Below are 13,482 nucleotides of genomic sequence, written 5' to 3'. Positions count from 1 at the left end.
CTCCCGGCCCGTGAAGGGGCCGGGATAGGGGGCAGGGTCAGGAAAGGTGGTGGACCTCTTGGAGCCCGTAGACCGATGTCTCCAGCCCCTCGAGCCGCGCTTTCAGTTGCAGCGCGAGATAGAGCGAGTAATGCCGCGATTGGTGCAGGTTGCCGCCCATGAACCACAGATGCTCCTGTTGGGTCGGCTTCCACATATTGCGCTGCTCGCCTTCCCACGGTCCGGGGTCTTTCGTGGTGTCCGAGCCAAGCCCCCAGACCTTTCCGACCTTGTCGGCGACCTCTTGGCTGATCAGATCGGCGGCCCAACCGTTCATCGAACCGTAGCCGGTTGCGAAGACCACCAGATCGGCGGGCAAGCGCGTGCCATCGGCGAGCACCACAGCGTCTTCCTCGAAATGGTCGACCTGCCCCTTGGCCAGCTTCACCTCGCCATCGATGATTAGCTGGCTAGCGCCCACGTCGATGTAATAGCCCGAGCCGCGGCGCAGGTATTTCATGAACAGCCCAGAGCCGTCATCGCCCCAGTCCAGATCGAAGCCCGCCTTTTCTAGCCCTGCATAGAACTCCGCATCGCGCTCGCGCATCTGGTCATAAAGCGGGATCTGGAACTCATGCATGATCTTGTAGGGCAGGGAGGCGAAGATCATGTCCGCCTTCTCGGTTGTGACTCCGTTGGCGAGCGCCTCTTCCGAGTAGAGCGCGCCGAGCCCGATCTCCATCAGCGAGTCCGAGCGCACGATATGGGTGGAGGATCGCTGCACCATGGTGACATCTGCGTCCCCTTCCCAGAGCGCCGCGCAAATGTCATGAGCAGAGTTGTTCGAACCGATCACGACCACTTTCTTGCCAGTCCAGGGGTCGGGCCCCTCATGCTGCGACGAGTGTTGGATCTTGCCCTTGAAGTCTTCCATGCCGGGGAAATGCGGCATGTTCGGCTTGCCAGACATTCCGGTCGCGAGCACAAGCTGCGTCGGCTCCAGCGTCACCGTCTCGCCGTCACGATTGACCTCGACCGTCCATTTTCCGGTGGCTTCGTCGTAGCTGGCGCCGGTCACTTCGGACCGCGTCCAGTAATTGATCTCCATCACCTTGGTATACATCTCGAGCCAATCGCCGACCTTGTCCTTGGGCGTGAAGACCGGCCAATTGTCGGGGAATTTGATGTAGGGCAGATGGTCATACCAGATCGGGTCATGCAGGCAGAGCGACTTGTAACGGCTCCGCCACTGGTCGCCGGGCCGGTCATGCTTATCCAGAACGATCGCAGGCACGCCAAGCTGGCGCAGCCGCGCACCCAGCGCGATGCCCCCTTGGCCGCCGCCGACGATCAGCACATAGGGCTGAGTGCCATAGCCCAGATCCGCCTCTTCCGCCTCGCGGCGCTCCTTCCACGAGGTTCGGTTCTTGCGCGCGCCATGTTCAGCGCCCATCGGACGGCGCGTGCCGCGGTTTTCCTCGAAACCCTTGAGCTCCTGAAGCGCGGTCAGAAGCGTCCAGATGCGGCCATCTCGGATGCGCATCAGGCCCCAGCCGCGGCCCGACTTCGTCTCGAAAGTGACCCAGGCGGTGATCACGCCGCCCTCCTCGGCGGGGATCTCGCCCGACTGGATCTCAAACTTGCCGGGGCGGGTGTGCTCGAGCTGGTTTCTCAGCATGTCGGCCACGCCGTCCGGCCCTTCCACGGTTTTCAGGTTCCAGCTGACCGCAACGAGGTCGCGCCAGTAGCTGTCGGTTGCAAACAGCGCGGCCGCGCGGTCGATATCGCCGCTCTCCAGCGCGGCGTTGAGGCTGTCCAGCATGTCTTGGGTCTGGGTGTTGATGGTGGTGTCAAGCATCGCGTCTCCTCCTCTGCGCGTGTCTCTAAGAGGAGTATCGGCGCGTGATCGCTGAGCGATCCATGGTCGCGACGCGTGCAAAGGGAGGAAAAGCGCCTGCTGCGGCGCGGCATGTTGCGCGCGCAACAAGGGCGCAACAAATCACTCGGGCGGACGCAACCCGGCCTTGCGGATCCGACGCAAGATTGTCGAGCGGTTGACCCCGAGTCGCCGGGCGGCGCGCGCCATATTCCACTCGCAGGCATCCAGAACCTCTTCGAGCATGTCCCACGGGTCACTCGGTGCAGGCAGAGCCTTTTCGATATGTGGAGTGATTTCGACGGGGCTGGGCAGATCGAGCAGGTCGATCACCGATCCGACGCAGAGCGCCGCCGCCACGTCGAGAACCTGTTCGAGCTCGCGGATATTGCCGGGCCAGCTACGTCCCAGCAATTCGGCCCGTGCCGAGGGTGACAGCCGGACCGCGTCGCCCGCGTGGCGGCGCAGATGACGCGACATCAGCCAATCGAGATCACGCCGCATCCGCAGGGGCGGCACGGTGAGGACGCACCCTGCGAGCCGGTGAAACAGCGGGCGCGGCAGCGCGATCTGGCTGGGCTCAAAGCAACTCGTCGCCAGCGTGCGCAATTCGGGGCGCCGGTCGAGAAGTCCGCCGAGCGCGATCGCCGTCTCCGGGCCGATTTCCTCGATCCGGCGCAGCAGGAGTGTCGTCGGGCCCATCGCCTCGGCGCAGTTTTGCATCAGCGTCTGCGGAGCTAGCCCAGCGCATTCGAGGCTGATGAACCCTTGCGCTTTGCTGGTCATGTGGATCGCACGGGCGAGTTTCGTCTTGCCGGTGCCGGTCTCGCCACAGATCAGCAGAGGCACTGTGCCTGGCGCCAACCGCTCAGCCTGTCCGATCAAACAGTTCATCTCCGGATCGCCCGCGGTCAGCCCAGCGAGCGGTCCGCCACGACGCAGTCCCTGATGAGGGTGACGTGGCGCTTTGGGTGCGATCGCATGGCCAAACAACGCCCCGCCATCGCGCATCTCGATCACCCGCTCCTCGGTCGGGCGGTCACGCATCAGGTCGGGCAGGTCGTCGACGCTGATGCTGAGCACCTCATCGATTCCGCGCCCGAGGATCGGGGCGCCTTCGGGAAACAACCGCCGCGCGGCGCGGGTATAGCCCAGCACGCGCCCAGCCCCATCGAGCCGCACAGCGGCCTCGGGATCGACATCGAGGAATTCCGGGCTGGAGGACAGGCGCAACACCCAGTCGCGCGGGCTCTCGGCCATGAGGTTGGCCATCTCGACCCGTCGTGCCGCTGAGGTCACGAGATTCATCGCGAGGTTCTGGCTGCTTTTGGGCGTGGGCGAGCGCAAAAGCGAAATGTCGAGCACCGCTGCCAATTGCCCCAGACTGTCGAAGATCGGCGCGGCGGTGCAGGACAAAACAGTATGGGCGTTTCCGAAATGATCGTCCTGATGCACTGTCACTGGCTCTTGCGTCACAATGCAAGCCCCGACACCACAGGTTCCGGCCAGATCCTCGGACCAGTTCGAGCCGAGATAGAGCCCCGCGCTGCGCAGATCTTCGGTGAAGAGATCGTCGCCGAAGAAATCGACGCAGACCCCTTTGGCATCGGTCAGCAGCAAGACGTAATTCTGTCCTGCCACCTGCCGGAAGAGCGATTGCAACCCGGAACGCGCCGCGGCGATCATCCATTCCGCCTGCTTGCGGTGATCGCGCAGCTCTGCCTCGGTCACGATATGGGCAGGGTCGGAGCGCGTCGGATCCATGCCGTAAAGCTCGACACAACGCCGCCACGAGGCCGAAACGAAACTGTCTCGCCCGGTCTGGCTGCCATCCAGCACCCGTCCGATCTCCTCGACATGCCCTGCATCTCTCATGGCGCGTCGCCTCCCTGGAGGGACGATAGCACAGGCCGCGCGTCAAACCGGAATGGAAATTGGTCGTAGAGAATGATGCGGCGATTTGGAACTCGAGCGGGTGAAGGAGTGTGATCTCTCGCCTTTCTGCGGCGGGGCTATTCAGTCCAGCGGTCAAAAAAACCGAGGCAGAAAATGAACGCAAACTCGACTGCGCAACCTGCAGAAGTGTTCAAGTTGCAAGGGTCAGAAAGTGCATAAGCCATCACGAGTTAGTAAAAATTGATCAACTTGCGCTCAGCTCTACGTATCAGGAATACAACCTAAGGGTTATTTGACCTTGAGTAAGCGGAGGAGGCTTATAAAATGTTGATCTATAAATCTGTAATTCCGGCCCTGAGCGCCTGTGCTATTGGCACTATCGGTGGGGTCACGCCCGCTGCAGCCACAGACCTTACGGCAAACCTTGGAGTTGCGGTTGGTGGCCTCGAGGCCGGTGCAGGCGCGTCGGTTGGTGTCGGTGGACATGATTCTGGAGGAGACCCCTCTGGCGTGAATGTCGGCGTCGACGCCAGCGTTGGTTCGAGTGGCGGTGGTGCGAATGGCGGTGATGCGACCGGCGGCGGTGCGAGCGGCGGCGGTGGCGCCTCCGGGAACGGTGGGCAACAGCCAGGAGACGTCGATAATGCGTCCAATCGTTCGCCTGCCACAGGGGCAAATTCCGGAGACGCCGGGGATAACGCTTCTCAGCTCCCGCCTAATAGCGTCGTTCTCGTGGGCCTGCCTGTATTCTCGGCGGATAAGGTTTTCATCGGAACGGTCGAAGATGTGCAGGGCGGCGATCTGATCATCGACCTTCACAAAGGCGGAACGCTCCAATTGACTGGCGGCATCGGCAACAAGTCGCCTCAAGGTATTTTCCTGAGTGCAACCGAAGCGAGCCTTTCGCCCTATATCAATCGTTCATTCGTGAAGCTCGCCATCAAATAGGCTCGAACTTCACGAGCAAAGCCGAATGGTAAAGGCAACTGCGACGGTTCGCGGCTTCGGGCATCTGAGGTTTCAGATGCCCGTCCATCTCTGACCTTGCCGCGCGAACCTTTACTCACCGGCGTCGTCATCTTCGTCTTATCCCGGCAGATACAGGCGGCAAAGAAGCGCCAAAATCAGTGCTGGCGGCATGACCCTCAGCCCGACCCCCAGGAACTGGGCTGCGGAGACGTGAAGGCCGGACCTACGAAGGGTCGCGAGCCACAGGAGCGTTGCGAGTGACCCAGTCACCGAAAGGTTCGGACCCAGATCCACTCCAATCATGAGGCAGTCGCGCATGAGATCGCCGAGGTCTCCTGCTGTCGCAGCCCCGGCGGCAGCCAGTCCGACAGGCAAGTTATTGGCGAGGTTGCTCGCGATGCCGACTGCGATCCCGCTCAGTCCCGCGGTCATTCGTGGCGAGATTGCAGACATCTGCCCAAGCCATTGGCCCAGCGTCGACAGGAACCCAACGCGGTCCAGCATCGCGACCAGCACGAAAAGCCCGGCGACGAGTGGCAGCACGCCCCAAGTCAGGTGCCGGAAAAGTGGCAGGGGAGACCGCCGGGTGGTCAGCGCTACCGCCAGCGCCACGGCGGCTCCGGCACTGAGCGTCGTAAGTCCGAGCCTGCCGCCCAGGGATGAGACCGTGACCAGTGCCACGGCCGAAAGGCTCAGCCCTGTCACCGCGACCCAGCCGCCCCGTGAAAGCTCGGGCACCTCGGGCGTGATGGGCTCTTTCTCCAAATCGTGGCGCATCACCCAGCGAAGGGAGAGATAGCTGACCAAGATCGTGAGGAGAGCGGGCAGGGCGAGCCGGCGGAGCCAATCGCCGAGTGGCGGGAGGACGTCATGGTAGAGAACGAGATTTGCCGGGTTCGAGATCGGCAGGACGAAACTCGCCGCATTTGCAACGATTGCGCAGGTGAAAAGATAGGGGAGGGGTGGCACGCGCGCATGGCGCGCCACCGCGAGAACGGCAGGCGTCAGCACGACGACCGTGGTGTCGTTCGACAGGAAGGTCGTCACGCCCGCGCCGACAAAGTAGATGATGAAAAACAGGCGCCGCGCAGACCCCGCTGCCGCCTGCACCGCGCGGGCGGCAAGATGGTCGAAAAGGCCTTCGCGGCCCGCGACTTCGGCGAGAAGCATCATACCGAGCAGAAAGAAATAGACCTCTCGGCCGTCGTAGATGGCATGCAAGGCATCTGAGAGCGGCAGTGCCCCCAGAAGGACGACCGCAGCAGCGCCGCTCACGGCAAAAATCCAATCGGCCCAGCCGAAAGGGCGCAGGATCACGCCCGCCGTCGCGAGAGCCGCGATACAAAGACCGATAAGCTCAACCATCATCAGCGCGTCCGACGCATCAAGCCATTCCCTTTCGCCACTAGGCCCATTGAAATGACCGATCTGGCGAAGGCTGTCGACGGCTCGGCGCAAAGATGACGCAAAGATGTCTCAATGGCCAATTTTCGCCTTAAAGTTGTCCTAAGTATTAAACATCGAAGCACATCGATGCTTCTCAGTCTTTTTATACATTCTTTGGATTTCACATGTCTTGGAAATTTGACAGACAGACAGCTGCAAAAGCGCAATCTCCAGGCTCATTCGTCCGGGATCAAATTGATCGCGTTTCGACAAGTGAGCCACTGGAATTCGCGGCGCCCCTCCTCCTTCCGAAGCGTTGCATCATTTATTGCGGCGCAGGCGGTCTGATCAGCGCCGAGCTCTCTGAGCTTTGTGAGCGTGAGGACGCAAGATTGCTCGTATGGCCGGAAGGAGTATTACCCGAAATTTGGCTGGCGCTTCATACCGACGAAATCGACGTCCTCATGGTCGACGGAGATCATCTTGGGGATATCGAAGACACGATTGATTTCTGTATGCGTGTGAGGCGCGCTTGCCCCTCACTTCCAATGATATTGGTCTCAAGCGAAATGCGCGCGGACGACCTTACCTGCGAACGTATGCAAGCCTGCGATGCAACCCTCAAAGTTCCTGTTTCGCAAAGTCGGTTGGAACACGCGATCAAGGCCGCCCTTCAGAACAATGCGTATTTTCTGTCACGCCAGAACTTGTAGACCTCACAGAAATTGAAGATCTTTCTCGGGGGTAATGCAGCAGTCGCGCGATGAGGCGATCCATGGGCCGACTTTGGGGTTACCTGCGAATGTCTTTTCGTATGCCGAACGAAGACTCCCAGATAACTCTGCTGGCGGCGGGGCTGCACCTTCCCGATGGTATCAGAAAGGCTATGCCACGCCTGAACGTCTCGGCTTCGCCCACGACTGCGGCGGACGCGCTCGCACGATCTTTTTTTTATGCAATGGCAAGACGGTCCGCTCCGGGGCGAGGGCAGCTAGGCCTTCATGCTGTCAGCTGCTGGCCGAGCCGGCGTCAGTGAGCCTTCAGGACGTGGCAGCACGCGCGCGTCGGCGGATCACCTGCACGAGAGAGATCAAGATCAGCCCTACAGCGGCGATAATGAAGGCGGCGGCGAGCGGGCGCTCGAGAAAGACCATCGGATCGCCACGCGCGATCAGCAGGGCGCGGCGCAGGTTGGTCTCGATCAGCGGGCCCAGCACGAAGCCCAGCAGCAGAAGCGCTGGGTTGAATCGGGCCAGCGAGAGCGCATAGCCCACCAACCCGATCGCGGCGACGGCGAACATGTCGAAGCTCGACCCGCGCACGGAATAGACGCCGAGGCAGACGAAGATCAGGATCGCCGGGTAAAGCCAGCGGAATGGGATGCGAAGCATCGACACCCAGATGCCGATCAGCGGCAGGTTCAGGATCAAAAGGAGCAGATTGCCGATCCCGAAACTCGCGATCAGGCCCCAGAACATGTCGGGCCGCGCGTCGAGCATCAGCGGACCGGGCTGCACGCCGTGGATGACCAGCGCGCCCAGCATCAGCGCCATGATCGGATCGCCCGGTATGCCAAGCGCGAGCGTGGGGACGAAGGCGCTGATCGCGGCGGCGTTATTGGCGGCTTCCGGCCCCGCGATGCCCTCGATCGCGCCGGTGCCGAACTGCTCAGGACGGCGTGAAATCCGGCGTTCGGCGGCATAGGCGAGGAAGGAGGAGATTGTCGACCCGGTGCCGGGCAGCGCACCGAAGAAGCTGCCGAGGCCGGCGCCGCGCAGGGCGGGGAAGGGGATGCGGCGCAGCTCTGCCCGGCGGGGCAGCAGTTCGCGCAGCGCGACGCGCGGCGGCACGCCGGTGCGCTCGGCGACATGAATATTGGCGATTACCTCGGCCACGCCGAAGAGGCCCATCGCCAGCGCCACGAGGTTGACCCCATCCATAAGCTCGGTCTGGCCGAAGGTGAAACGTTGCACGCCGGAATTCACATCCGTGCCGATGCAGCCGAGGATCAGCCCCAGCACCACCATCGCCAGCCCCTTGGCCGGGTATTTCGCCCCCACCGTCGAAGCGGCGACGAGGCCGAGGATCATCATCGCGGCATATTCCGCCGCCCCGAAGGCGATCGCCGCCCGCGCCAGCGCGCCCGACAACAGGATCAACACGATGATCCCGATCATCGAACCGGAAAAGCTCGAGATCATCGAGGTGAAGAGAGCGACCCCTGCGCGGCCCTTCTGAGCCAGCGGATAGCCATCTTGCGTGGTGACTGCGGATTGCGGCGTGCCAGGCAGGCGCAGCAGGATCGAGGCCACGGCGCCACCATATTGCGATCCGTAGTAGACCCCTGCCAGCATCACCAGCGCCGCCTCGGGCGATAGATAATAGGTGATCGGCAACAGCAGCGAGATCGTCGCCATCGCGCCGATCCCGGGCAGGACGCCCACGAAGGTGCCCAGCAGCACACCGAATACGCAATAGATCAGCACGTCGGGTTGCGCCGCGACACTCAGCCCGTGCAGGAACCCGTCCCAACCGCTCATAGTCAAATGCCTCTCATCGTCCCGGCCAGAGCGGGACGGTCATTTTCAATCCGAAGGAGAACACTGCGACCGACAGGGCGGTGACCACGAATGCGAGCGCGATCCGCCAGCCGATCCGACGGTCGGGGGCGGCGAGCGTCGCGATCAGCACACTCGTCAGCGTCACCAGCACCAGTCCTACGCGGTCGAGGCCTGCGGCAAAGACCAAAATCGCCGCCAGCACTGCGAGACATTCTTTCCACGCGATGCGGATCGCCTCGCCGCGCCGGGCGAGGGCGGGCAGGGCGATCATCACCCCCAAGAGCGCCAGCACGCCGCCGAGGAGCGCCGGGAAGAACCCGGGCCCCATTCGGCGCAGCGAGCCGATCTCGTAGTGATCCACCGCGTAGAGGGTGACGAAGAGGCCGATGGCGGCCAGAAGGACGCCACCCGCCAGATCAGGAATGTCGCGCTTCATCGATTAGTTTTTCGCGTCGATCCGGTCGAGCACGGCGCCCCAGACCTTGGTGTCCTCGGCGATGCGCTGCTTCAGATCCTCGGGCGAGCCGCCCGCCGCCTGCCAGCCCATGTCCAGCAGTCGCTTCTGGACGGCGTCATCCGCAAGGATCGCGTTGATGTCGGTCGAGAGCGTGTCGATGATTGCCGGGTCGGTCCCTGCGGGGGCAATGAAGGCGTTCCACAGCTCGGCGCGGAAATCGTCGGGCAGACCGGCCTGACCTGCCATGACCGGAACGCCCGGGGCCTGGGCGAAGGGTTTCTCCGAGGTGATACCGAGGATCTTCAGCTTGCCCGCCTCGACATATTGCATCGCCGCCGAAGGCGCCATGAAGCCGCAATCGATCTCATGGCCGATGATCGCCGTGGTGACCTCGGCATAGGAGGTGAAGGGGATATGCAGCATCTCGACGCCCGCACGGTCGGAGAACAGCTCCGCCGTCAGATGCGCGCCCGAACCTTTGCCGACCGAACCATAGGCGAGCGCCTCGGGCTCTTTCCCGGCGGCTTTGACGAAGCCCGCGAGATCGTCGGCGGGGAAATCGGCGGCCACGACGAGCACCAGCGGGGAGGTCGCGATCAGCGTGACCGGCGCGATATCCTTGGCGACGTCATAGCCAAGGTTCGGCGTTAGGCGCGGCGCGGTGGTCAGCGGGCCATTGATCGTGGTGGCGAAGGTGTTCTTCTGATCCTGCGCGTTGAGCATTTGCTGGATGCCGATCACGCCGCCCGCGCCGGGCTTGTTCTCGATCACGATGGGCTGGCCCAGCTTGTCGGCCAGCGGCTCGGTCACGATCCGCGCCAGAAGGTCGGGCGAAGAGCCCGCGGGGAAGCCCACGAACACGTGCTGCGGTTGGCTCGGCCAGCTGGCATCCTGTGCCAGAGCGGGCTTGCAAAGCGAAACAGCGGCAGCGCCGAAAAGGGCCGCGCGGCGCGAAATGATCATAGTAAAGCCTCCCGAGGTCATAATTGGCATGAATGCCCGTATTCGCGCGCAAGATTGCGGAAAGTGTGGGCCTTGGCAAGGCGATGCCGGACGATGATTGGGGGCGGAGGCCTCCTGCGAGACTCGTTCAGCTATATGCTCTCTGCCGCGCCCAATCCCGGAGCGGCTTCCGTCGAGACTGCGGGAGCAAGCTCTCGCTAAGGGGGCAGGGACGATCAAACGGAACAAGGCGCATGATGCCGCGTCTTGAGCCTTGGCGCAGAGGGCAGAGGCTTGCACGTATAGTAGCTTTTGAACGTTGGTGCGGTGCCCTATGCTCCTCCTAATGACTAAGCGAGCCCAAAATGCAGATGAACGGCACAACCCAAGATCCGGCCAAGATCGCCACTGTCGCGCTGAAAGCTTTTGCACGCATCGCCGCGTCCTGGGGTCTCAGCGAGAAAGAGGCCGCCGGCCTCGCGGATATTTCAGAGAGCGAGTGGACGCGTGCCAGGACGTCTGATTTTGCGGGCGAACTGACGCAGGATCAGCTCCTGCGCCTGAGCGCGGTGGTAGGCATCTACCAGGCGCTCGAGCTCTATTTTTCCGAGCCGCTCGCGAGAAGCTGGTTCACGCAGCCGAATACGGATCACTTGTTTGGTGGGCGCCGTCCGATCGAGACAGCCATCGAGGGTGGCCTGCTGCAGATCCTCGCGATCCGGACCTATCTCGATGGGCTGCTGGAAGGCGCCTGAGCCCCCACAATTCTGGGCCATCGTCATGGTCTGGACCCAAGCCTGCCATAACTGGGATAGGTTAATCCCTTCGCGTTGTGTTCGTGGATCTAAGCTATTGAAGTCAAACGTTTTGTTGTCTCTGCGGTCGGAAGCTTTGCTGTGGGCGCAACAAATGTATGAAAATCAATAACTTGCGGCAATTCTGTCGCTAGACGATGCCGTCCCGGCTTGTGAGCGCCCCCTGAATCTTTATTTCTATTATCGGTCCGGCAAGGTAGCCTCATGGCGCAAGAGGAGACGGATTTGAAACAACCTACGCTAGCTGACACGGCGGAAGAAGTTCTGCTCGACTATGTCGAGCTCTATGGCTTGACGGGTAGGGCGCGACGATACTTCTTCAGCCTTGGCCAGGAGGAAGCAGCCCATGGATCACGCACTGACGGTCGAGCCCCTCGAGACGATCAGGGTTCTTCCTGAAAGACGGGAGCCCTTAAACATCCTTCAGGTATTCTCGCCAGATTGGGCTCGAGAAGAAACGGGCCGAGCCTCTTGGCGAGACCTCACGGATCCGCAAAAAAAAGGGTGACCGCTGTAAGCAGCGGCGGTTCGAGCGCGGAGTGATGCGGCCGTCGCAGCTTTAGAAAATTGACGGGCGGGGAATAGGGTAGTCCCCGCTGCCAGACATTCGTTCGCAAAAGCTAACGCGCCCTTTGTGGCGTCCGTGAAGCGGCGTTTGCATCTTCTTCTACCGTTGACAATTTCTAAGCTTACCTTAGCGTAAAGACTTTAATCAAAAGTCGATCGACGTGCGAAGATTCATCAAAGAGCCGATCTCGGAAGTGCATGCAGCGATCCATGCCCTTGTTGACGCGGCGGATGCGCATATCGAAGGGGATTTCGACACCGCTGCCGCCAAGTTCAAAGACGCGAACTGTTCAGTCACCTGGAAATGGCTGAACGATGCATGGTCCGACGTGCGCAAAAACGTTGTTTTCTGGAAGCCGGAAGGGGACAGTCAACTTGTTCCAAAATCGGAGCGCGACCCCGATCGATCGATCAAAGCGGCTATCAAGAGAGCTGTTCTTGAGCGAGATGGATACACGTGTCGCTATTGCGGTTTGCCGGTCATTCCTGCCGACATACGCAGGGTTGCCCATGGGCTGTATCCTTCTGCGGTTCCTTGGAGTTCCAGAAATCCGGCCGAACAGCACGCAGCTTTTCAAGCAAGCTGGCTCCAGTATGATCATGTCGAGCCGCATAGTCACGGTGGCATGTCATCGCTCGAAAATGTCGTGATTTCATGTGCGCTCTGCAATTTCGGAAAGGATCGCTTTACTCTCAGGCAGCTCGATATTGAGGATCCGCGTTTGCGCGAGCCTGTTCCATCCGATTTCGATGGTCTGGAGCGCTTGCGCAGGTTTGGGTTGCCGAAAACCCGGACCTCACCTCGTTCGAAAGAGAGCACGCGTGTAAATGAACCTCTTGCTTGCGAATTAGGCCCGACGTCTGAAAGTTTCTTCTTCCCCGGCTCTTATATCAGCGCGGGCTATGTCAACGTGCCCCCGGTCGCTGGCAAAGCACGCTGGTTTAAAATTGGTTCTTCAGTCGAGGCAGAGATGGTCGAGCGGGACGGTGTCCACGGTTGCATCGTGCGCTGCCCGCGCAAAATGATCGATCGGCGCGGAATAGATGCGGATGCATACTTGGCTCCCCTGCTTCCAACTCGGGGTCATAGAAAGGCTATGCAACCCGGCCCTGATCCCGAATGGAGCAAAGGTTTTTTCATGACCCCATTTTCACATGAGCATATCGAGAAGGCGATTGCGCGGCTACCGGCAACCGGTTCAAAGCAACTCAAGATACTCCTCCAACGCGCGGAAGATCATGGTATCGATAGGCTTGCGGACACAATCAAGGCTGAACTGGAGCTGCGCGGCCCTACCGATCTTGATGACAAAGCGGCACAACGCCATTTGGAATGGTCGGAGAAGGTTGCGGGTCTTGGTCTCGATGAGGCGATCCTCGCCGCCTTTCAGCACTTTCCGTTGCGGGCGGAAGAGCGGCTCTTGGTCCGTGCGATCGCGAAGACACCCGGCATCGGGTATCCCGAGCTGGTAAAGATCCGTGGCAAAGGTGATGTGGGTCTGATCCTAGGACATTTGATCTATGAGCGCCTCGGCTTCTTTCGAGGCTATCTTCCGAATGAACGACGAATGTCGGGCCTCCTCTTGCATCGCACAGAAGGTAATGGGCCGGTGACCTATCGCCTCACTTCCGAAGCCGATCGAACGTTCAAGACAATGGGCGTGTTCTGAGCGAAAAGAGTGATCCCCGGCGAAGTGCCGGGCGAGCCCGCATCTTATCGAGCAGATCGCTTCAAGTGAGTCACACTTTGCCAATATTCTTGTAGCGCTTGGGCAATTCGTGTCCGCACACATTGGCCGCGTAAACTTCGGTTTCACCATTGACTATTTATAATTGTCTATATTGCGGATCATCGCGACAGCCTCGGCGCCATGAAAACCGCGCGTCAATCGGCCAGCTTCAACGCTCTCCCAAGAAACGGCACACACGGTTTTCTCGGATAGGGCTCCAAGGTCAGTCGCATATTTGCCAAATCTTTTGAGAAACTCCCGAATTTCATTTGCCCGGTTGCTAGGTCTCGACCCAGTCAAATAA

10 protein-coding genes are annotated in these 13,482 nt (G+C 60.9%); 4 read left to right on the top strand and 6 right to left on the bottom strand.

Going from position 1 to position 13,482, the window contains the following annotated elements:
• Positions 1 to 37 precede the first annotated feature (37 nt).
• On the bottom strand, positions 38 to 1,837 hold the full coding sequence (locus BMI87_RS18700) for an NAD(P)/FAD-dependent oxidoreductase (RefSeq protein WP_078523061.1): 1,800 nt from the start codon (positions 1,835 to 1,837) through the stop codon (positions 38 to 40).
• Positions 1,838 to 1,978: 141 nt separating this feature from the next.
• On the bottom strand, positions 1,979 to 3,730 hold the full coding sequence (locus BMI87_RS18695; protein ID WP_078523060.1) for a sigma-54-dependent Fis family transcriptional regulator: 1,752 nt from the start codon (positions 3,728 to 3,730) through the stop codon (positions 1,979 to 1,981).
• 345 nt (positions 3,731 to 4,075) lie between these two features.
• Between BMI87_RS18695 and BMI87_RS22275 the strand changes: the two genes are divergently transcribed.
• Positions 4,076 to 4,699 (top strand): hypothetical protein, encoded by a 624-nt coding sequence (locus BMI87_RS22275; protein ID WP_146681677.1) that lies wholly within the window; start codon positions 4,076 to 4,078, stop codon positions 4,697 to 4,699.
• A gap of 138 nt (positions 4,700 to 4,837) precedes the next feature.
• On the opposite strand, the gene BMI87_RS18685 is transcribed toward BMI87_RS22275, so the two are convergent.
• Complete coding sequence (locus BMI87_RS18685; RefSeq protein WP_078523058.1) at positions 4,838 to 6,088, bottom strand: SLC13 family permease; 1,251 nt, start codon at positions 6,086 to 6,088, stop codon at positions 4,838 to 4,840.
• A gap of 203 nt (positions 6,089 to 6,291) precedes the next feature.
• On the opposite strand from BMI87_RS18685, the gene BMI87_RS22270 reads away from it, so the two are divergent.
• Positions 6,292 to 6,819 (top strand): response regulator, encoded by a 528-nt coding sequence (locus BMI87_RS22270; protein ID WP_146681676.1) that lies wholly within the window; start codon positions 6,292 to 6,294, stop codon positions 6,817 to 6,819.
• Between the two features lie 327 nt (positions 6,820 to 7,146).
• Here BMI87_RS22270 and BMI87_RS18675 read toward each other — a convergent pair whose 3' ends face one another.
• Genes BMI87_RS18675 through BMI87_RS18665 form a run of 3 tightly spaced genes read right to left on the bottom strand, consistent with a single transcriptional unit; the run spans position 7,147 to position 10,087 of the window.
• The gene (locus tag BMI87_RS18675) at positions 7,147 to 8,646 is read right to left on the bottom strand and encodes a tripartite tricarboxylate transporter permease (RefSeq protein ID WP_078523056.1); all 1,500 of its coding nucleotides are present in this window, start codon (positions 8,644 to 8,646) and stop codon (positions 7,147 to 7,149) included.
• Positions 8,647 to 8,659: 13 nt separating this feature from the next.
• Positions 8,660 to 9,103, bottom strand: a complete 444-nt coding sequence (locus BMI87_RS18670) for a tripartite tricarboxylate transporter TctB family protein (RefSeq protein ID WP_078523055.1) — start codon at positions 9,101 to 9,103, stop codon at positions 8,660 to 8,662.
• A gap of 3 nt (positions 9,104 to 9,106) precedes the next feature.
• A complete protein-coding gene (locus tag BMI87_RS18665) occupies positions 9,107 to 10,087 on the bottom strand; it encodes a tripartite tricarboxylate transporter substrate binding protein (RefSeq protein ID WP_168175241.1) in 981 nt (326 codons plus the stop codon).
• Positions 10,088 to 10,431: 344 nt separating this feature from the next.
• Between BMI87_RS18665 and BMI87_RS18660 the strand changes: the two genes are divergently transcribed.
• Together BMI87_RS18660 and BMI87_RS22265 are read left to right on the top strand one after the other, a co-directional pair.
• A complete protein-coding gene (locus BMI87_RS18660) occupies positions 10,432 to 10,821 on the top strand; it encodes an antitoxin Xre-like helix-turn-helix domain-containing protein (RefSeq protein WP_078523053.1) in 390 nt (129 codons plus the stop codon).
• 788 nt (positions 10,822 to 11,609) lie between these two features.
• Positions 11,610 to 13,118, top strand: a complete 1,509-nt coding sequence (locus tag BMI87_RS22265) for an HNH endonuclease (protein ID WP_168175240.1) — start codon at positions 11,610 to 11,612, stop codon at positions 13,116 to 13,118.
• Positions 13,119 to 13,482 lie beyond the last annotated feature (364 nt).

It is taken from the genome of Thioclava sp. F28-4, from assembly GCF_002020045.1.
Lineage (GTDB): Bacteria > Pseudomonadota > Alphaproteobacteria > Rhodobacterales > Rhodobacteraceae > Thioclava > Thioclava sediminum.
Note: the sequence above shows the minus strand (reverse complement) of the source record. Positions and strands in the feature narration are given on the sequence as shown.

Coding starts and splice junctions, on each gene's coding strand:
- BMI87_RS18700 (WP_078523061.1), bottom strand. CDS start 1,837: ATGCTTGACACCACCATCAACACCCAGACCCAAGACATGCTGGACAGC.
- BMI87_RS18695 (WP_078523060.1), bottom strand. CDS start 3,730: ATGAGAGATGCAGGGCATGTCGAGGAGATCGGACGGGTGCTGGATGGC.
- BMI87_RS22275 (WP_146681677.1), top strand. CDS start 4,076: ATGTTGATCTATAAATCTGTAATTCCGGCCCTGAGCGCCTGTGCTATT.
- BMI87_RS18685 (WP_078523058.1), bottom strand. CDS start 6,088: ATGATGGTTGAGCTTATCGGTCTTTGTATCGCGGCTCTCGCGACGGCG.
- BMI87_RS22270 (WP_146681676.1), top strand. CDS start 6,292: ATGTCTTGGAAATTTGACAGACAGACAGCTGCAAAAGCGCAATCTCCA.
- BMI87_RS18675 (WP_078523056.1), bottom strand. CDS start 8,646: ATGAGCGGTTGGGACGGGTTCCTGCACGGGCTGAGTGTCGCGGCGCAA.
- BMI87_RS18670 (WP_078523055.1), bottom strand. CDS start 9,103: ATGAAGCGCGACATTCCTGATCTGGCGGGTGGCGTCCTTCTGGCCGCC.
- BMI87_RS18665 (WP_168175241.1), bottom strand. CDS start 10,087: ATGATCATTTCGCGCCGCGCGGCCCTTTTCGGCGCTGCCGCTGTTTCG.
- BMI87_RS18660 (WP_078523053.1), top strand. CDS start 10,432: ATGCAGATGAACGGCACAACCCAAGATCCGGCCAAGATCGCCACTGTC.